Genomic DNA, 26,018 nt, shown 5'->3' on the forward strand with positions numbered 1-26,018 from the left:
AAAAAGAAAGTTCCAAAACCCGAACGGCAAAAAGACAAACCTCATGTCTCCACTGCTCGATTGCTGAGTGAATCGAAATCTAAAAAAGATAAAAAAGCACCTTGAAAGGGCTGGAGTATTGTCTTAAAATCCCGGAGAAAACAAAATACACCTTGTAGGAAACGACAACACATTAAGCCCCCCCGCAAACAAATGTCGAAGCACTACCTCATCTTCATTCATGGAATTGGTCAACTCAAAAATCAGGATGCTTCTTGCTTGGGTTACAGCCAGCTTTGGGAACTTCTGATGAAACAATCTGGAAAGCCCAAAGATGTATTTGAAGAGCAGTTCGGAAAAATTGAAGTTGTTTGGCATGTTGATCAACTTCAGAAGGCAGAACAAACATTGTTTGATCTAGCCTTTCCTGACTTAAAACCCGAGATGTCTACCTTTAAACCAGCCATGTCTGGTCCCATGGATCGCCTTCGGGAATTCATGACGTTTTTTATTGGGGATGTTGCTGCCTACGTGTCTGAGGATGTGAACTTTATTCGTCGCACAGTTTGGGAGCAAATTTGGTCATACCAGGAAGCGGGTAAATCCTTTCAGCAGCTTTTGGAAGAAGGCGCAACTTACAGCATTGTTGCCCACTCTCTCGGAACCATTATCGCCTTTGACTACCTCTTCCATCTCTTCAACCCTAACGGCTCAGAGTTGTTCGTTCCCTGTCCAGATGAGCAAAAGCGACCTGAGGATAAGCATCTCACCGATAGAAAGATGGATGCGGCGAGGGAGGCCAGCAAACAACTTCCTCTTTTACAGAGCAGTTTTCGGCACTTCTTTTCGATGGGTTCGCCCATCGCCCTGTTCTTTATGAGAAAGGGCTCTCTGTGGGCAGGAGGAAACCCCTTCCAGACGGTTTACAACCCTGTGCGGGAGAAGGGCCGTATCTGGTTTAATTTTTGGGATAAGAATGATCCCATTGCCTATCCCCTGGAACGGTTGTTTGCACTGAACAGGGAGCAAAATGACGAATGTAAGCTGAAGGATATTCCAGTTAAAACCTGGTGGGTCTTGAATGCCCATGTGGATTACTGGAAGAATCGTACCATTGCCAAAGAAATGATCAACTGCCTTAAAGACGACGAGTAGTTTCAGCCGATCGCAAACGAGCATTTTGAGCGTGCAAAGCCCATCCAAAACGCTCCAGGACCCAGAGGGCGCGACACGTCCTCCCTCTGGGTTCTGGAGCATAGTTGTGATCTACTGAGTTTGCTTGCTGTGCACTTATCCCTCTGCTGTAGGCTCCGTTTCCTGGGGTTGATTTAACTCATTAAGCAGACCGCTTTTAGCAACGGCTTGTGGATAGACCAGCAGGAAAAATCCCATCCAGGCTAGGACGGGAATGGCAACTAGAAGGGTGAGCCAGATCAGTTTGAAGAAAAACCAGCTACCTGTAATCAGGCTAAGTCCTGTCAGGAGAATAGACCAGGGCTGGCACCACCAGGGCTTGTAATCCCATACTGTTTTTGATTCAGCCATGTTGGTTTGATTTTGTGTCGGTGGTTTTGAAGTGGGGTGGTTGGAGAGAGCGATCGCGCCTCCAACCACCACCCTTTGGATTCCAGAAACCCGGTGTTTCTACAAACACCGGGTTTCTTAGTCCCTGCTAAGCAGCGGTACGAATAATATCCGCCAGCATTTCCACCATTTGATCAATGTGGTGTTTTTCGATGATCAGTGGGGGCGAGAGGGCAATGATGTCTCCCGTTGTACGGATTAGCAGACCCTTTTCAAAAGCACGGATGAAGCAGTCAAAGGCCCGTTCCGTCGGTTTGCCGGGAATAGATGCCAGTTCAATACCTGCCACCAGACCCAGGTTACGAACATCAATCACGTGGGGCAGATCCTTCAAGGAATGCAATGCCTCCTCCCAGTAGCCCGCCAAGTCATTGGCCCGCTGGTATAACCCCTCTTCCTCATAGATATCCAGCGTGGCTAGAGCCGCTGCACAGGCTAACGGATGCCCGGAGTAGGTATAGCCATGAAACAGCTCGATCGCACTGTCTGGGCCATTCATAAAGGTGTCGTAGATGCCTTTACGAGCAAACACGGCACCCATGGGAACCGTGCCGTTGGTAATCCCCTTCGCCACAGTAATCAGGTCTGGCTTCACATCAAAATATTCTGTTGCGAAGCTGGCCCCCAAGCGACCAAACCCAGTAATGACTTCGTCAAAAATCAGCAGAATGCCATACTTGTCGCAGATTTGCCGCAGCCGTTGCAGATAACCCTTCGGCGGAATCAGTACCCCAGTCGAACCTGCCACAGGCTCTACAATCACGGCTGCAATGTTGCTGGCGTCATGGAGGGCAACGATGCGTTCCAGGTCATCAGCCAAATGTGCGCCCCACTCGGGTTGGCCCTTGCTGAACGCCTGGTGCTCCAGGTTAAAGGTGTGGGGTAGATGATCAACCCCTGTAAGTAGGCTGCCGAAAAACTTCCGTACAGTAGGGATACCGCCCACGGAAATGCCGCCGAAGTTCACACCGTGGTAGCCTCGTTCCCGACCGATGAGACGTTGGCGGGTGCCTTCGCCTCGGGCACGGTGGTAGGCGATCGCAATCTTCAACGCCGACTCGACCGCCTCTGAACCGGAGTTGGCATAGAACACATGGTCATAGCCCTCGGGCAACTCTTTTACCAACCGATCTGCCAGTTCAAAGGCTTTGGGGTGCCCCATCTGGAAAGCGGGAGCATAGTCCAGGGTGGCAACCTGCTGACTTACGGCTTCGACGATTTTGGGACGACAGTGGCCTGCATTCACGCACCACAAACCCGCCGTTGCGTCTAACACCTGTCGGCCATCTACCGTGGTGTAGTGCATATCCTTGGCAGACTCAAACAGGCGAGGCTTGGATTTGAATTGGCGATTTGCCGTAAACGGCATCCAAAAAGCTTCGAGATCTTCCCGTGTAATGGCAGGGGAGGTTGGGCGAGTCAGATCTTGCACCATAAGAGGCTAATCCAATTACTTTAATTTTATGGTTGGCTAAATACCGCAGAAAGAGCAGCCGTGGGCCGCCCACAACCCGTTCCTGATCAAATAACTAGGGCGGGTATCGTCATTCTACCCCTGAGAAAATCGCTGCTGGTGTTGGGAGTGAGATTGGTTTGTAAACCTTTACAGGTCATCCAAACTGTTAATATTCAACGCACTTAGATAACTGGAAGTGGAGCGTTAACGCTCCACTTCCAGTTATCTAAGTGGATGCCATACTAGAATGGATCGTCCGATGCCGTTCCCCGGGAAGGCCACCTGCAAAAGCGACACCCGCCGAAATGTTGTTATCAACAGAATCCAAAGATTTTTACGTCAAAGATATTGATGAACAAACCGGTTCAGGTTTGTTTGCATCTCGTGAATTCAAGCAAGGTGAGGAGATTTATCCGTTCGATTACTGGTCACAGGAAGTGATGCCGATGCATATGAGCAATCATTCCTGCAATGCCAGTGGGTACTTTAACGACAATGGGATGTTAGAAGCCACACGGGATATTCATTTAGATGAAGAAATCACTTTCAATTACTTAAAACACCCATTACCCGCATCACCTTGGAATTTCAAATGCACTTGTGGTTCTGAACATTGTGTTGGATGGGTACAGATGCCGGTGCAATCGGAATGATTTTTTCCGCAATGATTAAACGGAATTGCCTCAGCACGTTGTACTGAGGCAATTCCGTTTAATCATCACCAGATGCGTTGCAAATCTAGAACAAACTCAGGTAGAACGTCTTCTCCAGAGAGACTTGCAGGAGATTCAAGAATTTCCATGGGTTGGCCAAGGCGATAGATTGCAACCCTCCGTGTTGCCGGATCGATCAACCATCCTAAAGCGTTGCCATTTTCCTGATACTCGCGCATCTTGGCCTCACCCGCTTCCCACGTGTCCGTTGGGGACAGCAATTCAATGAGAAAATCTGGGCAGAGGGGCAAAAAGCGTTTGCGTTGCTCAGGGGTCAGCCTATCCCAGCGTTCCTGGGAAATCCAGGCGGCATCGGGAGAGCGATCTGCTCCATTCGGCAACTTGAAACCTGTGGAGGAATCAAAAACGACTCCGAGCCATGTCCGTCGATTCCAGAGACCCAACTCCAAGTTGAGGTCAGAGTTACGTTTTCCGGTTTCACCTCCCGTTGGCGACATAATCACCAATGCTCCTGTGGCGGTGCGTTCCAGCTTCAACTCAGGGTTATCCTGACACAGTTGATAAAACTGCTCGTCAGTTAACCGCACAATAGAATCCAGTTTTAGGGTTAAGGCCGTCATTTTGTGCGATCGCGCCCACTCACAACCTATTTCTATCAGTATCCTAACCTCAGTTCGGGATAAGCTGAAGTGCTCATTTTGGCGTGCGCAAAGCGCACGCCAAAATGAGCGTTTTCGAGTGCCGCGCAACGCGCGGCACTCGAAAACGTCCTTAACCCGAACTCAGGTTATCCTATTTCTTTGAGGGAAGGGGGGTGAAAGCCCCCTTGAGTCTGAGCCAATTAAGGCGTTGCTGGCCCCGGAATCGTTTCAGCCGGATCACCAATATCAGAGGTGTCGTTTTCACCCAGAGTATTCTCCAAGGGGCGCACAATAGCGGGAGTCTCACTGTCCGATGGGCGGGTAAAAATGGCGTCCAGAGCTTGCTGAAGTGTTTCAGCCATCACGATCTGGTTACCGTAGGCGACAATTACCCGCACCAGCGTTGGGATCTGGTTCTGCTCTGCTTGTAAGTACAACGGCTCGACGTAGAGCAGCGATTCTTCGATAGGAATAATGAGCAAGTTACCCTGAATCGCCTGGGAGCCGCGTCGGTTCCAAAGAGAAATTTGCTGGGAAATAACCGGATCTTGATTGATTCGGGCTTCAATTTGCTCCGTACCAAAAATGAGTTTTTGCTTAGGGAAACGGTACAGCAAGATTTTGCCGTAGTTCTGGTTGTCCGATCGCGCCGCCATCCAGGCGATCAAGTTGGTACGCTGGGCTGGTGCAAAGGGGTTGAACAGCAGAAACTCCTCATCGCTACCAATGGGTAGTTTCATGATCAGGTAGTAGGGTTTGACCGGCTGTTCCTCAGCACCGTAGATTTCGTTGGGCGATCGCCACTGATCTTCCCGGTTATAAAACACCTGGGGGTCGGTCATGTGGTAGACCATCAGTTGATTTGCCTGAGCGTTGTAATAATCTTGTGGATAGCGAATGTGTTGTAACAACGGCGCGGGCATTTCATCTAAAGGCTTGAACATTCCCGGTAACAATCGATTCCATGTCTGAATAATGGGATCGTTGGGATCGGCAATGAAGAACCAGACCGCACCATTGTAAGCATCCATTACGACCTTGACGGAGTTGCGGATGTAGTTGAAGTCGTTACCCAATGGGTCCGAGTAAGGGAAGCGATCGCTCGTTGTATAAGCATCCATCACCCAATACAGATAGCTGGGGCTGGTATCGAGGCCGTCTCGTAAGGGCTGAGGACTGTTCTGAGCGGGCCAGTCTCCCAGGTTAACCACTACAGGGTAGGGGTCGTTGTCGTAGCGGAGGAAAGGGGCGATCGCCCGCACCCGTTCGGCAATGTTGCGTCGAAACAGAATCCGCGTTTGCGGCGTAATATCGGCACTGAATAACATACGCCAATCCCGCATATGCTTGGCATACAAAACCCTTCGCCAGTAAGACCCGATGGGAATTCCCGCTCTCCCGTCATAGGCGTTGTAGATGTTCTCGCTACCGCTGGGGTAGTCTAGCTCCGGAACCCGCGTTGGAGCCATGACATAGGTATTGGTTAGCTCCCCAAAGTAGATGCGTGGATTATCTGTGGGAATGACATCACGGATGCGCGAGTCGCTGACATTCTGCTCCACCCCTTCCACAAAGTAGGCGGGCAGGCCCCCTTCCGCGGCCGTGTTCACCGGGCTGAGGGTGAAGCCGTAGCCGTGGGTAAAAATCAGATGTTCGTTGACCCAGGTTTGGGCATCGGCTGGCACGGAGTTATAGTCCAACTCCCGCGAAGCGATGAGTACCTGGCGCGATCGCAACTCTCCATCCTGTTCACTGGGCAGCACATAACGATCAATATCCGCCGAGGGGAATTCATAGTAAGGGCGAATCCGCTGGAGTTGGCGGTTGGTTTCTAAGAGCGGACGGGTATCCCACAGACGAATGTTTTCGGTGGTCAGAAGGTTATTTTGTAAATCAGCCTGGGTCAGGTTGGTCTGCGGATCAAACACCGCACTTTCGATTTGATCCAGCCCAAAGGCTTGTCTCGTGAGAGCAATGGTTCGTTCTAAAAACGGCAACTCCAGGGTCAATTCGTTGGGCTGCACCACAATCCTCTGGATCGCCACAGGTAGTAGGTAATTGGCAATCACCATTAATCCCACATATCCTAACCACAACGCCACCAGAGTTCGCATCCCCTGCCAAAAAGGAGATTTGGCCACAACCCCTGTACGAAATCTCTGTTCCGTGAAAGGCTCTATTCGGGTTAATTGGATGCGTTGGGCATGAAACAAGAGCAGCAGGCTCAGCAGAGCAGTGGCGATCGCCAAAAACGTTGCCGCCGGTAGACGCACCTTCACATCCGTAAAGCTGGCGCCATAATTTACCCCGGACGGTGAAAACAGCAGTTCATAGCGATCTGTCCAGGTGCTCAGGGCAATAGCTAGCAGGGTCAGGGCCGATAACGTATAAAGCTGATGCAGTTGTGTTTTTCCAAACCCCAGGAAACGGCCATCACTCAGGCTATTGTTACCCAGCATGTATACCATTGCCACCGCCAGGGTCGTGAGAAACAACAACCCCAGCACCCAAAAAATCAGCAATTCTAAGAACGGTAACCGAAAAATGTAAAAGCTAAAGTTGGCGTTGAGTACGGGATCCGTTTCGCGAAAGGGTACTGGGCTCAACGCTGGCAAAATTCGCAGCCAATTCTCTGATAGCACTAACGCAAACCCCAGGCTGGTGAGCAGAGAACTAACCCATAGAAAAATACTGGGGTAGAGCAGGAGGGCGACTGCTAATCCTAAAACCGTCGCTAATTGCCACGGCTGCTGCACTACCGACTGCACTAGCTCCAAAAAAATCGTAGGCTGCACCCGTACCGGGAGCTGAGGCACCATACTGGACAATTCCAACCGGGGGTGCCAGTGGCTTGCCGCAATTTGCCCGTAATAAAAGAGTGACAGGCTCACAATCAAGCTAAACCCAAAAGTCAACGGCAGTAGTCCACGCAGCCGCAACCCTCGCTCTGGCGATCGTTCCGCCACATCCTGACGGCGACGATGGGCGATCGCCAAATTCCCCCACAACACCGCCAAACTAACCCCAAAAACCAAAAATCCCACGCCTCCCTGCGTGAGCACCCGTGTCCGAAACATCTGCCCATACCCGTTCTGCTGAAACCAGAAGGACTCCGCCAGCAGAGAGGTCAGCACATCTAGCAGTAACAAGATGCCGATGACGCCGGGAATCAGCAGGAGGCGTATGCGCTCCCGGCGCTTATCAATCTTAGTTGGGGCTTTAAGGCGATCGCGACGGTTATCAAAGGCGGGTGCTTTAGAGGAACGAGACATCGGCGGTGAGTCCGGAGGCGGGTTTTCCTTCAGACTAATACTGAATGGAGGAGAGGGGTAGGTAGGTGGTGTTTCAAACCTATAGATGGAGTTTTGGAGGAAGAAGCCCTTCGAGCCTCTTCCCCAAAGCCATATGAGCAGGTTAAATTTTTCTCACCTGAAGGCGAGAAAAATTTAACCTGCTCAAGAATTTTTCAAACAGCTTTTAAGGGCGCAATACGTTCTCAGCAAATTGCCCCTGCACATTACCGGCGGGAGCATACTGACACACCACATAGAAGGCGTTGTACCGAGTCCCATTTAAGGTTGCAGTTCCCTGAGCCGTACCACAGCCAAGTTCTGTACTCCCCTTCCACACAACCTGGGTGAAGTGTCCAGTCTCAGGGGAAAAGCCTGGATTCCCGTAGTCGTACTTTGAAACTTCGTCATACCAACTCTTAACGGCCCCGTTAGCGAGTGTTTCCGCGTCTATGGAAGATGCCGTCGTGTAGGAGACGTACAAATTCTCCCCAACCCCATTCGTGCCGCTGTGTTCAAATTCCCCGGTGGCGGCCAGGCGATCGGCCCAGCGTTGGGCACTGGTGTTGAGAGCATTGCTCGAAGTCAACGCAGGCGCATGATGGTTTGCTCGATAGGTGTTGTGTTGGGCCAATGCATCACTGCGAAATGTCGCTAGATCAAGCGCAGATTGTCCATTCACCTGCCCAATGCTGAAGCTGCCCAGGAAAATGCCACCCACCAGCCCTACGAGGCTTACCCCAATTTGTTGGCCCATGAGAATCCTCCTTTCAAGACCTTAGAACAGCTTTTTCAACTATCGCTAAACATCATTGAAGCGAACCGAGCTACAGAAGTTCCCCTGGGCAGAAAGCCGCATGGTGCGATCGCCCCATTCTACCGATCCAACACCTGCTGCCACTCGCGTACCGCAAAGGGCGGCACGGGAATCTCGACGGTTTCGCCCCCCGTTACGGATACCTGGAGCCAGAGCGATCGCCCTGTCTCAAAAGCTTGCACCACAGGTATCACATCATACTCACCGACATTTGTTGCCAGGTTAGGGTCAAGATTTGATTCTGCAAAGATATCTGGAGCTTCCCATGTGTGGCCGTTGCGATCGCTAAACTGGAGCGATCGCGGATGCACCAATTCCGTCACCCCCGGAAAGCCAACCAGACGCAGGTGAATCGATTGCACCATCCCATCCTTCACGCGTTTGTAGAATACCGTCTGCCAGGATTGATCAGACGCATCCCGTAGGGCTTGCAGAGAGCGATACATCACCTGAGTACCCACTTCGGGATAGGTGTGAATGGTTGCGATCGCCCCCGGCAAAGTCGCCGCAAATGCCCCATTCACGCTGGCAAACCAGCAGCACAACGCAACAAGCCATCCCAAATAAGGCTTCATTCGCGCCCATGCTATTCGCTGCATCATTCTGATTCCTTCAAACTTCTTTCGTTTTAGAGTCATCCGTAACCTCAGAATAATGCGGGTTCATTACAGGAAATGCTTGGTCGCCGCCCATTTTCCGAAAATTGTGGGTAAAAGCTTTTTCAGATAGCAAAGGAGCTTCTGCGGTAACAGCAGCCCACTTATTATGGGTTGTCTTAATAAATTCATCGAAGGTCTCTGACTCTGGCGAAAGCAGAACGAGATTAGCCTCCATTTCTTTCTTTAGGGCTGACAATTTAGTGGCCGCATCTAGATGCCGGGCCGATTGCTCCGCGTAGTTTAAAAAGGTTTGAAGTGAGGCTAACGCGGCTGCCAAAATACTGGTCAATCCCAGAAAAATTCGGAGTGTGACCGATAGGTTCTCTTCCGTCAGGGAAGCAAAAACCCCTGTCCCTACAACGGCAGACAGCACGACAACAGGAATTCCCAGTAACAAATGCAACTGTTTGAGACGACGTGCATCCTGATAATGCCCCGCCTGGGCTATGCGGATGCGCTTATACCATTTGTGCAGCAAATCGAACTTTTCTTCTGTAGTGGGCATTCCCAATACACCGTAGGGAAGTACGACAAAATCATATCCAATTCCAAATAGTTTTAATTTTGCCAGCAATTCTCATTTGGGAATCCAGCCTAAAAAACCTCGGTTTGGGATAAGCTGAACCGCTCATTTTGGCGTGCGCTTTGCGCACGCCAAAATGAGCGGTTTCGAGTGCCGCGCGTTGCGCGGCACTCGAAACCGCCCTTAACCCGAACTCAGGTTAAAACTGTTCGCCTGAGGCAAGCAGTTTTCGAGCTTCAAAGCCAAGAGGTCATGCCCGTAGAGCACGACCTCTTGGCTTTGAAGCTCACAATAAGAATTGCTGTCATTTTGCTGGCTTAGCGCACGCAACATTAAAACGCTAAAAAAATTGCCCCATTTCTGAGGCAACTCCATCATCTAGTCGAGGCTGAAAGGTTTACAAATACTGGAAATACCAAAACATTTTTACTGCGCAGTCATTGGCACGCGCTCAATGGGATAACCCGCAGCCTGCCAGGCTTCTAGACCACCCCGCAGTTCGGTCACTCGATTAAATCCAGCCTGCTGAAGTTTGGTGATGCCCTCGGTGGTCTCGGCATCAGTGCCGCCGTAAAGATAAATATCGCGACTTTTTACCAAACTCTTACTAGCCTGTTGCACCAGGGAATCAAGCGGCATCGAAATGGCACCCATGATGCGCTTTTGATTAAATACATCGCGACGGCGGACATCAATAATTGTAAAAGCAGGTTCGCCCCAGTCAAGGCGGCGCTTTAACTGAAAGACACTCGACTCGGACTCAATCGACGGCGATACAGCAGCAAAGACAGCGAGGAGTGACATATAGGTAGAGAGGATCAAATAGTGTGAGTAGCTTTTCCCTACAGCTTAATGAAAGTTCACCAGAGGTGCAAATTAATGTTACGGAAGCTGGATAAAGTCTTGACTTTGTAGCCCCGGCTTCTATTTCTTAAGCACGAGCATTGCTGAGATTACATTTGCAGGCTTCGAGACCTGCTCTTCCCCTGTATTAAAAACCCTTAAGCTTTCCGTTATATCTATCCAAAGGCCAGCAACCTTATACCCATCTGGTTGCATAAAGTAAATGGGGAGCGGTATGGCATACCACTCCCCATCCGACATATTTACAATCGTGCATCGAATAACCTGTAATTCTTTGTATAAGAGGAGCAGCTTCGCCGCCCCTCTTATACAAAGAATTACAGGTTGTTTTGTTTGTGAGCCTTAAGAGGTATTGCTCTAAAGCAAATGCTCTAGGCCGTAGACGAGAGACTTCAGCTCAACAACTTTCCGAATTGCCAGCAGCACTCCTGGCATATAGGAAGCGCGATCGCTCGTATCATGGCGCAACGTATAAACTTGCCCCGGTGCACCAAAAATCACTTCCTGGTGAGCCAGCAAACCCGGTAGACGAATACTGTGGATGCGAATGCCGTCCTGAGTTTGCCCACCCCGAGAACCAGGTAAGGTTTCTGCCTCCTCTACGCTGGGTGGATTGTAGGGCTTGCCAAATTCTTCTAGCAGTTGAGCAGTTTTAATGGCTGTGCCGCTGGGTGCATCAGCTTTTTGGTTGTGGTGTAACTCAATAATTTCGACGTGATCAAAGTAGCGGCTAGCTTGCACCGCTGCCTGTTGCATCAAAATCACCCCAATCGAGAAGTTAGGAATGATGGCCGCTCCTGTGCTGGCCTTGTCGGCAAACTCTGCCAGGTCTTGCACCTGTTCGGCTGAGAGGCCAGTGGTGCCGATAACGGGACGGACTCCGTAGGCGATCGCCGCTCGCACGTTCTCATATACCGTATCAGGATGGGTAAAATCTACCATCACAGGTGTGCCCCGCTCCTGAGTCGCCATCACCAGGGTTGCCTGCAAGTCGTTGAGGATGGGAATCTCTAGTTCGCCCAATCCAGCCACTAGTCCGACATCCTCACCATTTAAAGACGGGTCACGCTCTACCGCTCCCACCAAATTCATATCCTTGGCCTGGGAAACCGCCTTCACGACCTCCCGCCCCATCTTGCCTGCCGCCCCAACGACGACGACGGGGATTGGCGCTTCCGTTGGCATAATGCTTAGTCCTTCATAATTACTAGAGGCATTTTATAAGGGAAGGATTGCTTTTGCGTGGACAATGTCCATGCAAAAGCAATCCTTCTCCCATCGCATTTCAAGAAGAGCCAAATGGGAGTTTGGATCTTCAGATGTGAATTCCCACGGTGACACATCTTAATTAGTTTCTGAGTGGTGTTTCGCACCACTCAGAAACAACAGCAATTCTCATTTTGAAAACAGGCCCGAAAACCGCGCGCCTTCGCGCAGTTTTCGGGTATCAAAGCCAAGAGTTCACGCCCTACGGGCGTGAACTCTTGGCTTTGATACCGATACTGAGAATTGCTGGCAGAAACAACATTCTCTATAGATGTGAATCCCCACTGTGGCACAATGGGAAATGCTGTTTAAGGTTTGTATCTGGGGACTTTCGTGACTTCCACCGCTGTATCTGGGCACAACGCTTCTAGCACCCGTCGGGCCGTATTCCCGTTCACAGCAATTGTTGGCCAAGAGGAGATGAAACTGGCCCTCTTGCTGAATGTGATCGACCCGAAGATTGGCGGGGTGATGATCATGGGCGATCGCGGCACCGGCAAATCTACCACCATCCGCGCCTTGGCGGATCTACTTCCCGAAATTGAAGTGGTAGCTGACGACCCCTTCAATAGCTCGTCCACGGATCCGGAAATGATGAGCGAGGAGGTACGGCAACGCCTGGAGGCGGGCCAAACGCTACCCCTGGGTCGTCGTAAAGTACAAATGGTTGACCTTCCCTTGGGTGCCACCGAAGACCGTGTTTGCGGCACCATCGATATTGAAAAAGCCCTATCTGAGGGGGTGAAGGCGTTTGAGCCTGGTCTGCTAGCTAAAGCCAATCGTGGCATCCTCTATGTGGACGAGGTCAACCTGTTGGATGACCACCTGGTAGACGTGCTACTCGACTCTGCTGCCTCTGGTTGGAACACCGTAGAGCGGGAAGGGATTTCCATTCGTCACCCGGCTCGGTTTGTGCTGGTCGGCTCCGGTAACCCAGAAGAGGGCGAACTGCGGCCTCAACTGCTCGACCGCTTCGGGATGCATGCCGAAATCCGCACTGTGAAAGAGCCTGCTCTACGCGTGCAAATTGTGGAACAGCGCACAGAATTTGACCAGAATCCTCAGGCGTTCCTGGCTCAATATCAGACTCAGCAAGACGAATTGCAGCGGCGCATTGTCGAAGCTCAAGAGCGGCTTAAGTCCGTTACCATCGACTACGAACTGCGGGTGAAAATCTCTCAGATCTGCTCTGATCTGGATGTGGATGGACTGCGGGGTGACATCGTGATCAACCGCGCGGCCCGTGCTCTAACCGCCTTTGAAGGACGCACCGAAGTAACGTTGGACGACATCCATCGGGTTGTGGTGCTGTGTTTGCGTCACCGCCTGCGGAAGGATCCGTTGGAGTCGATCGACTCTGGCTACAAGGTACAGAAGGTATTTGGTCAGGTGTTTGGTGTGGCTTCTGAGGAAATGGTGCAGAACGGGGTAGCAGCTCGCTAGCGATCGCCTGCCCCCTGGCCGTATTTATCCTAACCAGATTGTGTAGTTGAAAGGGTCATTTTTTCGTGCGCTTTCGCACGAAAAAATGACCCTTAAGATGTATGGGCAACACCTTCTAGGTATAAGCCCTCGATGCGTTAGAAATTGGGCTGGCTGAGGTAATTGCGATCGCCCCACCGAGGAAACTCGATCGCGCGATCGCGCCCCTGTTGTTTGGCCAGGTAAAGGGCTTGATCAGCCTGGGTTAGAAGATTATCTGGACTCGTCTGAGGACTTGGGACAAGGGCGCTGATCCCAATGCTGACGGTGATAGAAGCACTCACCTTCGATTGCGCATGGGGAATAGCCAGGTGTTGAATGGCATCTCGAAGCCGTTCGGCTACACGGATGGCCCCTGGGACATCGGTGCGCGGCAAAATAATGGCAAACTCTTCCCCGCCATAACGAGCGACCAGATCGGTAGGGTGCCGAATGATCTGGCCTGCAGCGGCAGCAATTTTGATCAGACAAAGATCACCGGCCTGATGACCATATTCATCGTTGTAGAACTTGAAATAGTCGACATCAAACAGGATGAGGGAAAGGGGTTCCTTCTCCTGGGAGAGGGTTTGCCACTCCTGTTGTAGGCGACTATCGAAGTGGCGACGGTTGGCAACCTGAGTCAGGCCATCCGTTTGAGCTAACTGCTCCAAGCGCAGATTTGCACAACGCAGCTCTTGTTCAATGCGCTTGCGATCGCCAATATCTCGAATCAAAAACAGCACTTCATCCGGGCCACAGGGCATAATACGAACTTCTTCGTATTGCACTCCACCCTCAATACAATGCTCCTGCTCATAAACCTGAAGCTGTCCTGTATCGAGAGCTTGAGTGATGTAATGAAGATGCCGCTTAGCCACATCCGGGGGCAACGATTCCGACAAGTTCCGGCCGATGGGATCAAAATCCTCGGGGAGGAGATCCGTTAGGGCATTAGTTTTGACATAACCCAGGTACGTTCCATCACGACGGGTGCGAAACATGAGGTCGGGAATCGCCGTCAGGATAGCCCGGTTATGGGCTTCGCTCTGCTGCAGTGCCCTCTCCATGCGTTTGCGATCGCTAATATCCCGCACAATGATTAACACCTCATCCTCAGCGGTTTTCACGATGCGAACCTCTTCATCCCGCCGGTCATTCACAACCTCAATCTGATATTCATCGATTTGTACCGTACCCGTGGCGATCGCCCGTTGAATCAGCCTCAGACGGGATTCGGCGATCGCCACCGGCAAATATTCATGCAGTTTCTGCCCCTGCATCATGCTATCCGTCTTCAGAACCCTTACTTCTCCATCGCTGAGCCGTTCGATGTAGGTACCATCGCTCTTTAAGCGCACTAATAAGTCAGGAATTGCACTGAGAATTGCCCGGAGCGTTGTTTCCCGTTGATGCAAGGTGGCAGCAATCTGTTGCCGTTCCTGAATTTGCTGTTCCAGAGCCAGGGTACGCCGTTGCACTTGCTCTTCAAGACGGCGATTGTAGCTCGCCAGAACCCGTGCAGCCTCCTTACGGGTGGTAATGTCTTGCAGCGCCACAATGGCGTGGGAAATACGACCGTCTTTCGACAAAATTGGCGTGGCCAGCACCTCCACCTGAATGCGACCACCCCCTTTCCAATGAATTTCTACATCCTCTTCTACAACCTGTTCACCCTTCAGTGCCCGTACGGCCGGCAAACTTTGAGGAGGGTAGAGTTGCTGACTGCTGGTCCGGTACAGGTCGTAAACAATATTTTGAGAAACCATCCCAAAAGTCTCGGCGCTGGGATCCATGGCACTGGCGAGCCCCAGCACCCCCTTAGCTGCCCGGTTCAGGTAAGCAACAGCCCCATCCGCGTTGTGCACAATCACCCCTACGGGAATGCTATCGAGAAACTTTTCCAGATTGGCTCGGCTTTCGTTCAGGTCAGCATTTAAGGCTTGCATTTCATAGAGCGACAACTGCACCTGATTCGCCATTTCCCGGAAGGAAAACGCCAATTGACGTAACTCTAGAATTGGGGTTGAGGGCACATTTAAGTCAAACTCCCCCTGAGCCATCCGGTTAGCCGAGTCTCGCAGTCCCAGAATGGGCTGCATAATCCAGCGGGTCGTGCAGACCCCAAGAGCGATCGCCCCCAACAATGCAAACCCCGTCCAAATAACGGTTTGACGAATATTTTCGTAAAGGCCACCTGTCAGGTCATGGGCGGGAATAACGACCACCACTAACCAATCCAGCCCATAGCGATCGCGATAGGGAAACGCCTGGGCAAAATAGCGTCGATCTAGCATGGGGCCAGAGGAAGCAGCGCGATCGCTTGCGAAGGTAAATGTTTGGGGTTTCTGAATGCGGTTCAGATTGCCCCACTGTTGTACGAGATGTCGGGTTGCTCCGTGAATGACGGGATCGGGGCTATCGATAGCAGCCATGAGGCTTGTACGATTACCTTCGGACGGAGGCACAAATGTTGCCTCCTGGGTTGAAGTCGCAATTAAGCTGCCCGATCGCTCCATCAAAAAGACTTGCCCAGAGGACGAAAAGTTTAAGCCTTTGAGAAACGAGCTGATCTGTTCTACTTCTAGATCAACCCCTAATACCCCGGCCAGGCGGTTGCCTTTATAGACCGGCGTAACTGCCGTCAGAGAGCTCATGGAGGCTCCCAAGCCTGAATAAATGGGAGTCCAGCCCGCAGCGTAACCCTCCATAGCCGTTCGATACCAGGGCTGGGTACGAGGATCCCACTGATCCTGCCTGTAAATTCTGCGAGCGGGATGCCCGGAGGCATCGATCACATGCTCCTGCAAAGTACCGGGGGCCGGGGTATCCATCCGGGCCACTACTTGGGAATCCTGGGATAAGGTACTGGAACCTGGACTACGTTCTAGACGATTAACTCTTTGAAAGAGGCCAATATATTTTCCTTGGGTATTGGTGAAATGAACCGAGCGGAGCCAGTCCAGTTCTTGCAACTGCCGATAAAAACGACGTTCAAACCCATCCAGGTCATCCGGGGAGAGCGAGCCTTGCTCCAGGTCAACGCGGCTCATCGTGAGAAATTGGTGGGGTGCTTGCAGGTAAGTGTTGAGGCGATCGCTCACCCGCTCGGCGACCTCATTGGTCAGAGCATAGGCGAGTGCCTGAACGGCTTGTTGGTCATTGCGATAGGACACATAAGCCACCAGCCCCACTATGCCCATCACCTGTACCAGGAATGGCACCACGAGCACAGTCTGAAGCGGGACGGTGTAGGTGATGTACTGGAGTAGGATGCGCTGCAAGTTCTTCAAGGGTGAACACCGGGTAGGCAATATCCTGCCGTCGCCTGTAAATATACTGGGCCTTATTTCTATGCTCAGGTTCATTATGCCCAGACACGTAGATGGAAAATCAGTGGATTGTCCTCAGAGCAATCTTTTCACAACGTTTCCCAACCCCTCGCTTTTTGTTGGAATGTTGCAATAGCAAAAACAAGACAGACGCATTGTTGTGTGTGATGTGCTTTGCACATCACACACAACAATGCGTCTGTCTCAAGGTGATTGAATGTAGGCCCTTTAAGGTTAAGTCGAGAGAATATAGCGATCGCGACCCTGTTGTTTAGCTATGTAGAGGGCGCGATCGGCTTGAGTAATCAGATCCTGGGGTGAGGTTTGCAGCGTGGGAACGCAGGTGCTAATGCCAATACTGACAGTTACCACAGGGCTCACCTCTGAGCAAGCATGGGGCACCGCCAGGGTACGCACAGACTCTCGCAAGCGTTTAGCAACCCGCACCGCACCCTGCATTCCTGTATTAGGAAGGATGATGGCAAATTCTTCGCCACCGTAGCGGGCGACCAGATCGGCAGGATGGCGGATAATTTGCTGGGCGGCCTGGGCAATTTGGATGAGACAAAAATCCCCTGATTGGTGGCCGTAGAAGTCGTTATAGGGCTTGAATTGATCGACATCAAACAGAAGCAGAGCCAGAGGTTGTTGCATCTGGTCTGCCTCCTGCCAGGATTGGGCCAACCAGTGATCGAAATGGCGACGGTTCGCAACTTGAGTCAGGCTATCCGTTTGAGCCAAATACTCTAAATGGTCATTTGCCTGCCGCAGCTCGGTTTCATAACCCTTGCGATCGCTCACATCCCGCACCAGAAACAGCACCTCATCCGAGCCGCAGGGCATCACCCGCACCTCCTCCCAACGCAGGTGATCGTCGATGTAGAGTTCCTGCTCGTACACCTGTAACGCTTGCATTTCCAAAGCGCGCTGAATGTAATACAGATGCCGTTGCGCCATCTCAGCCGGCACACAGGCCAGGAGGGATTGGCCCGTGGGGTCAATGTCCAGGGGCACAACATCCGTCACACTCTTGCTCCGCATATAGCCCAGGTACGTCCCCTGACGATCCACCCGAAACATTAAGTCGGGAATAGCCATCAGCATGGCTTGATTACGGGTCTCACTCTGGCGCAGTGCTTGTTCCGCCTGTTGGCGCTCCAGGATCTCCTGCTCTAGCGTCAGAGTACGCTGCTGTACCTGTTGCTCCAGACGATGGTTGTAGCTGGCCAACATACGCTCGGCATCCCGCCGAGCTGTGATGTCTTGAAATACGACCAGGGCATGAGTAATGCTCCCCTGGCCATCAAAAATTGGGGTTGCCCGCACTTCCATCGCCAGACGCACTTCCCTACGGGCCAGTTCAATATCGTCGATCATGGTGTATTCGCCACGCAATGCCCGCGTTCCAGGCAGACGATCCACGGGGTAGGGGAGCGAGGTGCCCTCCCGGTAAAGCCGATGAGTAAAAGACGTGGCTGAGGGGAATTGGCAGGTGAGCAGCCGTTGAGCAACCTGATTCATGTAGGTTACAGAACCATCCGGGGCCTGCACCACCACCCCAACAGGGATGGCGTTGAGAAACGTTTCCACCTGCCCCCGACTGCTCACCAGTTCGGTATTGAGCGCCTGCATTTCATCGGTAGAAAGCTGTAGCTGGCTGGCCATCTGGCGGAACGCAAACGCCAGTTGTCGCACTTCTAAAATTGGGGTCGAGGCAATGTCTAAAACATACTCACCCTGGGCAATCTGATTAGCCGCATTGCGTAGGCTTAAGATGGGTCGGGTAATCCATCGCGTTGTATAGAGGCTGAAAGCGATCGCCCCCAACAGGGCCAGCAACGACCCAAACACTGTATGACGAATGCTCTCCTGAATCTCAGGCATAAATTCGGAGACTGGAATCACTGTCACCACTAACCAGTCCAGTCCATAGCCGTCGTTATAGGGCTGTACTTGCAAGAAGTAGCGGGGTGCCGGGCGGAACTGCTGGTGTGTGCGATCGCCTCGCAGCCGTAGCTGCTCAGTCTGCTGAATCTGGTTCAGATCAGGCCAATGGCTCTGGAGAAGGGCTGCCACAGCATGGGTTGGGGTACGTTTGGGGCTGCCCCAGCGGGCCTCTCTCAAATCAGGCGTTGGGGCCTCTACCGCAACAGGCTTCATCCACAATGGCTCATCGGTGGAGCTAGCAACCAGATGACCTGAGCGATCGAGGATAAACACCTGCCAGGATTCTTGAGCCGCTAACTGCTGTAAAAAGCTCGTCAAATTTGACAACAGGAGGTGGGCCGTCAGCACCCCTTGAAACGTCCCATGACGGTAGATTGGGAGCGTAGCATCCAGGGCCGTCATCGACAGATTCACGTGGGGCGGGCTCGACGTCCAGGTTTGCCCATGGTTCACCTGGGCTCGACGATAACCCGGTTGCTGCCGGGGATCCCAATCATGTATGGTCCGTAGAAATTTGCGAGTGCCCGTCTGAGCATCCAGGATGTAGTAGTTTCGAGCCCCTGGAGCAGCACCATACAACCGAGACAAGACATAGGCATCTTTAGGAGCCATCAAGCCACTGCGATCTTGCTCAACACTGATGTATTCTCCGGTAGGCCGGGTAAAGCTCAAAATAGTTGTCGCATTGAAGAGTTTAGTTTGCTGCCAGAACTGTTGCCCCATCTCATCGAGGTTGTGCACATCTAGATGGCCCTGTTCGATGTCGTACTGGTTCAGCGTCAGAAGTTTGTGGATCGATTCAAACTGATCCTGAAGGCGATCGCTAATCCGTTCAGAGGCTTCCTCGGTCACCTCAAAAGCCATCTTCTCCAGAGCTTTTTGGCCATTGTAGTAGGACAAATAGGCGACCAATCCCACAATGCCAAATACTTGTAGCAGAAACGGCACTACCAAAACCGCCTGCATCGAAACAACACCTAGAGTTCGCTGAAGGAATACATATCCTCGCCGCAGCACCATGTCATAAACCCTGAAGTAATGGCTGAAGCGTGTGCTGTTTTGACACCATCATGAACCCGGTAACCTACTCCACCTTTCCATGGTTAGTATTCCCGGCCTGGAGATAGATCTAGATGTCAGGGCTGGCTGTTGTGAGAGATGTGCTTAATAGCACTCTTACAACAACCAGCGACATGCCTTGATACAGCATTGATTCGGTGAGTTTCCAACCCGTGGAGGGGACGTGATGCAAGGGACACAAATTGTCCCTTGCATCACGTCCCCTCCATAGGTCCAGAACAAAGTCCAGAACAACGCTGATTAGGGTAATTGAACCTGGGTATCAGTTTGGGAACAAGGAAAGAAATCGCCTAAGATCAATATCTCGGCCGTGCCCCTTCGACGGCTCAAACTTTACCCATACCCGAGTTTCTGCAACGATGGCCAAGCCAGAACTACTAGCCCCCGCTAAAAATTTAGAACGTTTGAAAGTTGTGATAACTTACGGGGCTGATGCCGTCTATGTCGGGGGCGAACGGTATGGACTACGTGCCCGAGCCGACAATTTTACGTTGGCAGATTTGGCACAGGGTGTCGCCTTCGCCCATCGCCACAGCGCCAAGGTCTATGTCGCCCTCAACGCATTTTTGCATGACAGCGATCTGGCCGGCTTGGGTGATTACTGCCGAGACTTGCAAGCCCTTGGGGTAGACGCTGTAATTGTGTCCGATCTGGGAGTCATCCGGGAAATTCAGCAAGCCACGTCTCTCGCGATTCACCTCTCCACCCAGGCCTCTTGCCTGAATAGCGGTGCAGCCAACGTGTGGCGGCGGGCTGGTGTGCAACGGCTCATTGTGGGCCGTGAACTGAGCATTGCCGAGGCCGGGGCAATCCAGCGCCAGACCGGGTTAGAGGTCGAGATGTTTACCCATGGGGCCATGTGCATGGCCTACTCTGGCCATTGCACGATTTCCAACTTCACGGCCGGGCGGGATTCCAATCGGGGTGGGTGTATTCAATCCTGTCGCTTACCCTATTTCGTTGGCGAGAGCGCCAGCCCCGCCCCAATTCCCTTCATGTCATCCCGCGACCTATGGGGGATTGATCAGATTGGTGCGTTTGTAGAACACGGCATCTGCTCCCTCAAGATTGAGGGACGCATGAAGTCGTCATTCTATGGGGCGATCGCCTCCCGAGTCTATCGTCGCCTGATTGATGCCCACGCGAACGGGCTCCTTGATGCCGCATTGCTCGATTGGGCTGCTGCTGAACTGCGTTCTGTTCCCCATCGCGATTATTTCACCGGCTCCCTGGCTACTCCGGCAGGCCCTGATTCGGTTTTCAGCCAGGCCGCCGGGATTAACATCGGCACCCATCAATACCTGGGGATGGTGATGGAAACCACCGGCGATGCCATTGTGGTTCATCTGGTGGAGCCTTTAGCTTTAGATGATGAAATAGAAATTGTTCCCCCCCAGGGTGACCCTGTACGCTGGCGCGTCTCACAGATGCAATCGGTCATTGGGGAGCCCCAGAGTCGAGCCCGACAGGAAAGCATCGTGCGTTTCCCGAAAGACAAGATTCCCGGAGGAGGAGTGGCGATCGCCCCCTTCCAGGTCATCCGCCAAGCCATTCCCGCAGAAGCTCGAACAGAGGTTGGGGCGATCGCCTAGGACTTACCTATTCTTGTTGTGTGGGGCGTGCTTCGCACACCATAGACAACAAGAATAGGTAAGTCCTGCAACAATAAACCTTGCCGAAGGATTCTAAGGTCGGCACACCTCAGCTCCCGCACAGGGTTTTCCAAACGGGCGATTATTACCACTTGCCCCAAAACAAGCCGTCCCCTCATCCCAACCCGTTACCGTCATGGTTTCCGGGTCAAACTCCACGGAGATCGGATAGCAGTCAGGGTCATCATTGGTCCAGTCAAAGGAGAGTAAACTCACCCCCGACACAGGCCGCCCTAACTCCTGGCGAATGGCATCATCGGCATAGGTATCCGGTCTGCGCCCCAATAACTCAATGACATCGTCATAGGTCATCCCAATCTGTAACAGAGCTGCCTTTTTCGAGAGGTCAGAGGCGTCTTCGGGCGATTGCTCCTCCTTGGGCGATGCTGCAACAAACCCACTATTACGCCGCGCGTAAGCCAGATTCTTCTCGTACTCCTCGGCTTTCTGCTGCGCCGTTGCATATTTCTCGTTGTTGAGTGGAACATTCTGCATGGAGGCGATCGCCCCCTCCCAAAGCTCCACAACCTGAGTCCACTGCTCGGGTGTGGTGGCCGCTTGCGTCTGTTGAGCGGCCTGCATGGCCTGATTCACTCCATCCCGGAAATGATCGACCTCGGGTGGCATAGCAATCTTAGCGTTGACTTGAGGCGGCTGCTTGGGAGCTGTTGCTACCTGAAAAGCCCAGGATAGGCCCACAGCCAACATGAAACCCAGAAAAGCAAGACTAATGTAGATGGCGATCGCACGAAAAGTGGGGCGGAAGGTGGCCATAGTTCGGCAGGGAATACGTCTTTCTGATTTCCCATGCCTGACATAGGGTGATCAGGAATAATCGCCATCGGATACGAATTCTTTCGAGAAACCTTCTGCATGAATTAGTTTTTGAGGGCGTGAATTGTTGCGCGGCTTCGCCGCGCAACAATTCACGCAGGAAGGCTAAGAAATGCAACCTTGCTCACGCGATACTGGAACTAGGACGTGCTTTCAAGCTGCCTGGAAGGGTGATTTTTTCGTGCACTTGGCATTCAAAAACACCCTTAAACAGTCTCTCGACCCTCAGCCGCCTCTGCGATGCAATTCAACACCTTTGCCGCCTCGAATGCTGACCTGGAGCGCAGCGTTGCCGCCCCTAACCTGAAGGAAGTGCTGATCGAACCACAGTTGCTGGCTCGTCAGGGAACCCTATCAGAAACGGATTCTCAGGCACTTGCCCAGGACGCGCAGCAACGAGGCCTGCGCCCCGTCCTGGTGTGGGATGCCTTGATGCCTGAGCGTATGTGGAAGGCCGTGGGCGATCGCCTCAAAACCTGGGATTTGTCAGCCTTTGCCGCCATCCGTGTGAACGACCTGGGAGCTGCTGCCTGGGTGCAGGAACACGCACCCCACATGCCCCTGCACCTGATCGTGGAAACAGGCAATCATAACCTGTCAGCTTTGCAGGGATGGTGCGAACTACTGGGTTCTTCCTTAGAACGGCTCGTGCTCTCTATCGAACTACCCGAAGACACTCTGGCTCACTACTGCCGCACGCTACCCGTTGCCTGCGAAGTGCTGGGAGCCGGACCCATTTTATTGTTCTACTCACCGCGATCGCTCCTCACAAACCCGCTTCACGCTGAGGAAGACGCCCCTTACCTCGCCACTACCGTCGCCTTCGAGGAAAGCCCCGATCGCCCCTTCCCCACCCTTGAAACCGCACACGGCACCCTCATGTTCCTCGACAAGGATCAGTTCATCCTGGATCGGCTGACGACGTTGCAAGAGGCGGGGATGCATACCATTCGGCTCGACTTGCGCTCCCTACAACCCAGTGGCGATGCGGCGCTTCACGTAGATCAGATTTGCCAGCAACTTGTTACGGATCCGGCTGCTCTGCGTCAGCACTGGCCTCGCCCAACCCGTGCTCCCTTTTTCAATGCCAATCGCACCACAGCCCTGATTCCCCGCATGAAAACCCGGCGGCTCGATCCCTGGCGGCCCCAGGCATTGGCCGAGGCGATCGCCAGTGAAAAAAATAAATTTCTCGTTTTTCGGGTTCTCCACCCCTTCCCCTTCAGCACCTCCCTGAAACTCATTTCTCCTACTGGAGACCCCCTTCCCCTGCCCGACCACTTCCGCACTTTAGATGGTCAAGCCCTTGAAACAGCCCAGGCCGATCAACTTTTGATTGCAGATTGGGTCAAACGTGGTGTTCCTGGTTCCTTGTTGGTGGCATCCGATGGCTGATTATTCTGATGATTGGTTTCACCCTGAGCTGTATCTGAACCCGGCTCAAGACACGCTGTTTGATAAGGAGCCCTGGCCCAAACCCTTTGTGTTTAACGAAGAGGTGGCCCGTATTTTTGACAATATGGTGTCACGCTCGGTACCCCTATACCGGGAGGTCATGGCCTGCGCGGTACATTGGGCACGGGCTTATTACCAACCCGGTACGCGCATTATTGACGTGGGCTGTTCAACGGGGACGTTTCTGGAGTTATTGGGACGATTTCTCCAAGAATCGGCAACGCTGGTCGGCATTGATAATTCTCAACCAATGTTAGATAAGGCTCGGGAGAAGCTGGCAAACCTACCCGAGCGGCATCAGGTGGAATGGGTGTGCGATCGCGCTGAAAACGCCTCTTTCCACAACAGCAGCGTGGTCGTGCTCAACTACACCCTGCAATTTCTTCCCATTTCTCAGCGCCAGCGAGTCGTACAGACCGTTTACGATGGTCTCGTTCCGGGCGGCTTAATGTTCTTGAGTGAAAAGGTCAAATCCCCTTATCCTCGTTTTCAGGAAACGATGACCCATCATTACGAAGCCTTCAAAGCCCGCAATGGCTACGCCCACAACGAAATTGAGCGAAAAAAAGAAGCGTTGGAACAAGTCCTCATTCCCCTGACAGAAGCTCAACAAGTTGAGATGCTCCATAATGCAGGCTTTGGGCAAATTGATACCCTGATTAAGTTACACAATTTTGTGACGATCGTTGCTTTGAAATCTGGCCCCAACTAAGGCCGAAAATCGAACTTCCCATTTAGAGGTTTATGCATGGAACGTGATGCGATCGCCTTCTCGGCCCCTGATTACCTGGAGGATTTTGATGCTCAGGTAGAGCGAGCGGCGATTTTGGGAGTAAGGGGCGATCGAACCTCTCGCATCTGGGAAGAACGCGTTGAACCCTACTGGGAAGCCGTAAAGTCTGTCCGGGACATTACAACTGATTGGTACGATGTTTCGGGGCCAGTGGTGAAGGTAGGCCGAGCTAGCGACCTGAGCGAGGAGCAAGCTCAACGCTGGATGCAAACGCTCAAAACCTTTTGCCCCTGGAAGAAGGGGCCGTTTGACTTGTTTGGTGTAGACATCGATGCAGAGTGGCGATCAGATTGGAAATGGGAACGTATTTTGCCGCATATCCAGCCCTTAGAGGGCCGCACGGTGGCGGACATTGGCTGTCACAACGGCTATTTCATGTTTCGCATGGCGCACCAGAACCCTGCCCGCGTTATTGGGTTTGAACCAGTCGCCAAACACTTTTGGAATTTCCAACTGATTCAAAACCTGATCCGTCATCCTGCCCTCACATTTGAACTGCTAGGCGTGGAGCACATGCACCTCTACCCCAGCTTCTTCGACACCATTTTCTGCCTGGGCATTCTCTACCATCATGCCGATCCCGTCGGTCTGCTGCTCAAGTTGCGAGAAGCTCTTGCGCCTGGCGGCGAAATTATTATTGATTGTCAGGGCATCCCTGGCGAGGAGCCGGTTGCCCTAACTCCCCGCAAACGCTACGCCCAGGCCCGAGGCATCTGGTTCCTCCCCACCCAATCCTGCCTGGAAAACTGGATGGCCCGCGCTGGTTTTTCTCAGATTCATTGCTTCTTTGCTGAACCACTTTCTACGGAGGAACAACGCCGTACCCCCTGGGCCGATCTCAGCAGCCTATCTGACTTCCTTGACCCAACCGATCCCGCCCGCACCTGCGAAGGCTACCCAGCCCCCTGGCGCTATTATGTGCGCGCTCAAAAGTAGATACCTGGGAGCCGCTAGAAATCAGCCTGACATTTCATGTAGAAGGTTGTAGCAATTTGCACACGTAACTGTCATTCACAAAAACATGGCACCACCGTGGCGTATCTCTATTGTGGGTACATCGGGAAGTGGAAAAAGTACCTTAGCGTCTGCCCTAGCCAGCCGTTTGCAACTACCGCATATCGAGCTTGATCAGCTCCATTGGTTGCCCAATTGGACACCCCGAGAGCTAGAAGATTTTCGTGCTCGGGTGGATACGGCGATCGCCGGAGAACAGTGGGTAATTGACGGCAACTACAGCAAAGTGCGCGATCGCATTTGGCCGCGGGCCAATCTCATCGTCTGGCTTGACTATCCCCGCTGGGTCGTGATGGGTCGCCTGCTAAAGCGTACAGCCCGCCGGGTACTAACTCGGCAAGAACTGTGGAATGGCAACCGGGAAAATTTACACACGGCTCTGTTGGATCGCGATGCTGTTCTTTTCTGGGCCTGGCGCACTCACAGCAAACATCGGCGCACCTATCCCGAACAACTAGCACGCCCTGAGTATGCGCATCTTTCGATTGTGCGCTTGCGATCGCCCCGCGAAACCGAACGCTGGCTCAAGTCCTTTGGCACAGATAGTTAAGGAGATTTCCAGTAATGAAATTACCCCCAGAATGTTGGTGCTTTGCCCGCTTCGCGGGCAAAGCACCAACATTCTGAGTAAATTCTTATGCAGAAACCTCCTAATACCGTTTTAATATGAAGCTGCGCCAAATAGGGCTTCGAGAAT

20 protein-coding genes are annotated in these 26,018 nt (G+C 52.5%); 8 read left to right on the forward strand and 12 right to left on the reverse strand.

Annotated features, from left to right (window positions below):
- Nucleotides 1-192 precede the first annotated feature (192 nt).
- Complete coding sequence (locus H6F91_RS23330) at nucleotides 193-1,134, forward strand: hypothetical protein (protein WP_190771763.1); 942 nt, start codon at nucleotides 193-195, stop codon at nucleotides 1,132-1,134.
- Nucleotides 1,135-1,269: 135 nt separating this feature from the next.
- On the opposite strand, the gene H6F91_RS23335 is transcribed toward H6F91_RS23330, so the two are convergent.
- A complete protein-coding gene (locus tag H6F91_RS23335; protein ID WP_190771764.1) occupies nucleotides 1,270-1,524 on the reverse strand; it encodes a DUF6737 family protein in 255 nt (84 codons plus the stop codon).
- A gap of 127 nt (nucleotides 1,525-1,651) precedes the next feature.
- Nucleotides 1,652-2,998, reverse strand: a complete 1,347-nt coding sequence (locus tag H6F91_RS23340) for an aspartate aminotransferase family protein (RefSeq protein WP_190771762.1) — start codon at nucleotides 2,996-2,998, stop codon at nucleotides 1,652-1,654.
- Between the two features lie 326 nt (nucleotides 2,999-3,324).
- On the opposite strand from H6F91_RS23340, the gene H6F91_RS23345 reads away from it, so the two are divergent.
- The gene (locus tag H6F91_RS23345; protein WP_190771761.1) at nucleotides 3,325-3,672 is read left to right on the forward strand and encodes an SET domain-containing protein; all 348 of its coding nucleotides are present in this window, start codon (nucleotides 3,325-3,327) and stop codon (nucleotides 3,670-3,672) included.
- Nucleotides 3,673-3,737: 65 nt separating this feature from the next.
- Here the strand turns inward: H6F91_RS23345 and H6F91_RS23350 are convergent, their stop codons facing one another.
- The 7 genes from H6F91_RS23350 to dapB all read right to left on the reverse strand — a co-directional run bounded on the left by H6F91_RS23350 (nucleotide 3,738) and on the right by dapB (nucleotide 11,672).
- A complete protein-coding gene (locus H6F91_RS23350; protein ID WP_190771760.1) occupies nucleotides 3,738-4,313 on the reverse strand; it encodes a Uma2 family endonuclease in 576 nt (191 codons plus the stop codon).
- A 221-nt stretch (nucleotides 4,314-4,534) separates the two neighbouring features.
- Nucleotides 4,535-7,606, reverse strand: coding sequence for a UPF0182 family protein (locus H6F91_RS23355; RefSeq protein ID WP_190771759.1), 3,072 nt, complete (start codon nucleotides 7,604-7,606; stop codon nucleotides 4,535-4,537).
- 205 nt (nucleotides 7,607-7,811) lie between these two features.
- On the reverse strand, nucleotides 7,812-8,381 hold the full coding sequence (locus tag H6F91_RS23360) for a CAP family protein (protein WP_190771758.1): 570 nt from the start codon (nucleotides 8,379-8,381) through the stop codon (nucleotides 7,812-7,814).
- A 119-nt stretch (nucleotides 8,382-8,500) separates the two neighbouring features.
- The gene (locus H6F91_RS23365; RefSeq protein WP_190771757.1) at nucleotides 8,501-9,043 is read right to left on the reverse strand and encodes a DUF3122 domain-containing protein; all 543 of its coding nucleotides are present in this window, start codon (nucleotides 9,041-9,043) and stop codon (nucleotides 8,501-8,503) included.
- Between the two features lie 10 nt (nucleotides 9,044-9,053).
- Nucleotides 9,054-9,674: an SLATT domain-containing protein gene (locus H6F91_RS23370; RefSeq protein ID WP_190771756.1), complete on the reverse strand. Its 621-nt coding sequence runs from the start codon at nucleotides 9,672-9,674 to the stop codon at nucleotides 9,054-9,056.
- A gap of 375 nt (nucleotides 9,675-10,049) precedes the next feature.
- Nucleotides 10,050-10,427, reverse strand: a complete 378-nt coding sequence (locus H6F91_RS23375; protein ID WP_190771755.1) for a rhodanese-like domain-containing protein — start codon at nucleotides 10,425-10,427, stop codon at nucleotides 10,050-10,052.
- 417 nt (nucleotides 10,428-10,844) lie between these two features.
- Entirely contained in the window at nucleotides 10,845-11,672 is an 828-nt protein-coding gene (dapB, locus tag H6F91_RS23380; protein ID WP_190771754.1) for a 4-hydroxy-tetrahydrodipicolinate reductase, read from the reverse strand.
- Between the two features lie 414 nt (nucleotides 11,673-12,086).
- Between dapB and bchI the strand changes: the two genes are divergently transcribed.
- Complete coding sequence (gene bchI, locus H6F91_RS23385) at nucleotides 12,087-13,196, forward strand: magnesium chelatase ATPase subunit I (RefSeq protein ID WP_190771753.1); 1,110 nt, start codon at nucleotides 12,087-12,089, stop codon at nucleotides 13,194-13,196.
- Between the two features lie 137 nt (nucleotides 13,197-13,333).
- Here bchI and H6F91_RS23390 read toward each other — a convergent pair whose 3' ends face one another.
- Nucleotides 13,334-16,507: a diguanylate cyclase gene (locus H6F91_RS23390; RefSeq protein ID WP_190771752.1), complete on the reverse strand. Its 3,174-nt coding sequence runs from the start codon at nucleotides 16,505-16,507 to the stop codon at nucleotides 13,334-13,336.
- 273 nt (nucleotides 16,508-16,780) lie between these two features.
- The gene (locus H6F91_RS23395; RefSeq protein WP_190771751.1) at nucleotides 16,781-19,513 is read right to left on the reverse strand and encodes a diguanylate cyclase; all 2,733 of its coding nucleotides are present in this window, start codon (nucleotides 19,511-19,513) and stop codon (nucleotides 16,781-16,783) included.
- Between the two features lie 419 nt (nucleotides 19,514-19,932).
- On the opposite strand from H6F91_RS23395, the gene H6F91_RS23400 reads away from it, so the two are divergent.
- Nucleotides 19,933-21,165, forward strand: coding sequence for a U32 family peptidase (locus H6F91_RS23400; RefSeq protein WP_190771750.1), 1,233 nt, complete (start codon nucleotides 19,933-19,935; stop codon nucleotides 21,163-21,165).
- 93 nt (nucleotides 21,166-21,258) lie between these two features.
- Here H6F91_RS23400 and H6F91_RS23405 read toward each other — a convergent pair whose 3' ends face one another.
- Nucleotides 21,259-21,999 carry a hypothetical protein gene (locus tag H6F91_RS23405; protein WP_190771749.1) on the reverse strand — a complete coding sequence of 247 codons (741 nt, stop codon included), beginning with the start codon at nucleotides 21,997-21,999 and terminating at the stop codon, nucleotides 21,259-21,261.
- Nucleotides 22,000-22,299: 300 nt separating this feature from the next.
- Here H6F91_RS23405 and H6F91_RS23410 point away from each other — a divergent pair, with 300 nt between their 5' ends.
- The 4 genes from H6F91_RS23410 (at nucleotide 22,300) to H6F91_RS23425 (ending at nucleotide 25,871) form a co-directional block, all read left to right on the forward strand.
- Nucleotides 22,300-23,454 (forward strand): U32 family peptidase, encoded by a 1,155-nt coding sequence (locus H6F91_RS23410; protein WP_190771748.1) that lies wholly within the window; start codon nucleotides 22,300-22,302, stop codon nucleotides 23,452-23,454.
- Entirely contained in the window at nucleotides 23,447-24,226 is a 780-nt protein-coding gene (gene cmoA, locus H6F91_RS23415) for a carboxy-S-adenosyl-L-methionine synthase CmoA (RefSeq protein ID WP_190771747.1), read from the forward strand. The genes H6F91_RS23410 and cmoA overlap by 8 nt, the downstream gene beginning before the upstream one ends.
- A gap of 36 nt (nucleotides 24,227-24,262) precedes the next feature.
- Nucleotides 24,263-25,243 carry a tRNA 5-methoxyuridine(34)/uridine 5-oxyacetic acid(34) synthase CmoB gene (cmoB, locus tag H6F91_RS23420; RefSeq protein ID WP_190771746.1) on the forward strand — a complete coding sequence of 327 codons (981 nt, stop codon included), beginning with the start codon at nucleotides 24,263-24,265 and terminating at the stop codon, nucleotides 25,241-25,243.
- 85 nt (nucleotides 25,244-25,328) lie between these two features.
- Nucleotides 25,329-25,871: an adenylate kinase gene (locus H6F91_RS23425; protein ID WP_190771745.1), complete on the forward strand. Its 543-nt coding sequence runs from the start codon at nucleotides 25,329-25,331 to the stop codon at nucleotides 25,869-25,871.
- Nucleotides 25,872-26,018: the final 147 nt, after the last annotated feature.

The sequence above is a fragment of the Leptolyngbya sp. FACHB-8 genome (assembly GCF_014695575.1).
Lineage (GTDB): Bacteria > Cyanobacteriota > Cyanobacteriia > Elainellales > Elainellaceae > Vacuolonema.

Bases quoted from the DNA above. Each gene is read 5' to 3' on its own strand.
- H6F91_RS23410 (WP_190771748.1), top strand. From the start codon at position 22,300: ATGCAATTCAACACCTTTGCCGCCTCGAATGCTGACCTGGAGCGCAGC.
- H6F91_RS23340 (WP_190771762.1), bottom strand. From the start codon at position 2,998: ATGGTGCAAGATCTGACTCGCCCAACCTCCCCTGCCATTACACGGGAA.
- H6F91_RS23335 (WP_190771764.1), bottom strand. From the start codon at position 1,524: ATGGCTGAATCAAAAACAGTATGGGATTACAAGCCCTGGTGGTGCCAG.
- H6F91_RS23400 (WP_190771750.1), top strand. From the start codon at position 19,933: ATGGCCAAGCCAGAACTACTAGCCCCCGCTAAAAATTTAGAACGTTTG.
- H6F91_RS23375 (WP_190771755.1), bottom strand. From the start codon at position 10,427: ATGTCACTCCTCGCTGTCTTTGCTGCTGTATCGCCGTCGATTGAGTCC.
- H6F91_RS23405 (WP_190771749.1), bottom strand. From the start codon at position 21,999: ATGGCCACCTTCCGCCCCACTTTTCGTGCGATCGCCATCTACATTAGT.
- H6F91_RS23355 (WP_190771759.1), bottom strand. From the start codon at position 7,606: ATGTCTCGTTCCTCTAAAGCACCCGCCTTTGATAACCGTCGCGATCGC.
- H6F91_RS23345 (WP_190771761.1), top strand. From the start codon at position 3,325: ATGTTGTTATCAACAGAATCCAAAGATTTTTACGTCAAAGATATTGAT.
- cmoB (WP_190771746.1), top strand. From the start codon at position 24,263: ATGGAACGTGATGCGATCGCCTTCTCGGCCCCTGATTACCTGGAGGAT.
- H6F91_RS23395 (WP_190771751.1), bottom strand. From the start codon at position 19,513: ATGGTGCTGCGGCGAGGATATGTATTCCTTCAGCGAACTCTAGGTGTT.
- H6F91_RS23425 (WP_190771745.1), top strand. From the start codon at position 25,329: ATGGCACCACCGTGGCGTATCTCTATTGTGGGTACATCGGGAAGTGGA.
- H6F91_RS23360 (WP_190771758.1), bottom strand. From the start codon at position 8,381: ATGGGCCAACAAATTGGGGTAAGCCTCGTAGGGCTGGTGGGTGGCATT.
- dapB (WP_190771754.1), bottom strand. From the start codon at position 11,672: ATGCCAACGGAAGCGCCAATCCCCGTCGTCGTCGTTGGGGCGGCAGGC.
- H6F91_RS23330 (WP_190771763.1), top strand. From the start codon at position 193: ATGTCGAAGCACTACCTCATCTTCATTCATGGAATTGGTCAACTCAAA.
- cmoA (WP_190771747.1), top strand. From the start codon at position 23,447: ATGGCTGATTATTCTGATGATTGGTTTCACCCTGAGCTGTATCTGAAC.
- H6F91_RS23365 (WP_190771757.1), bottom strand. From the start codon at position 9,043: ATGATGCAGCGAATAGCATGGGCGCGAATGAAGCCTTATTTGGGATGG.
- H6F91_RS23350 (WP_190771760.1), bottom strand. From the start codon at position 4,313: ATGACGGCCTTAACCCTAAAACTGGATTCTATTGTGCGGTTAACTGAC.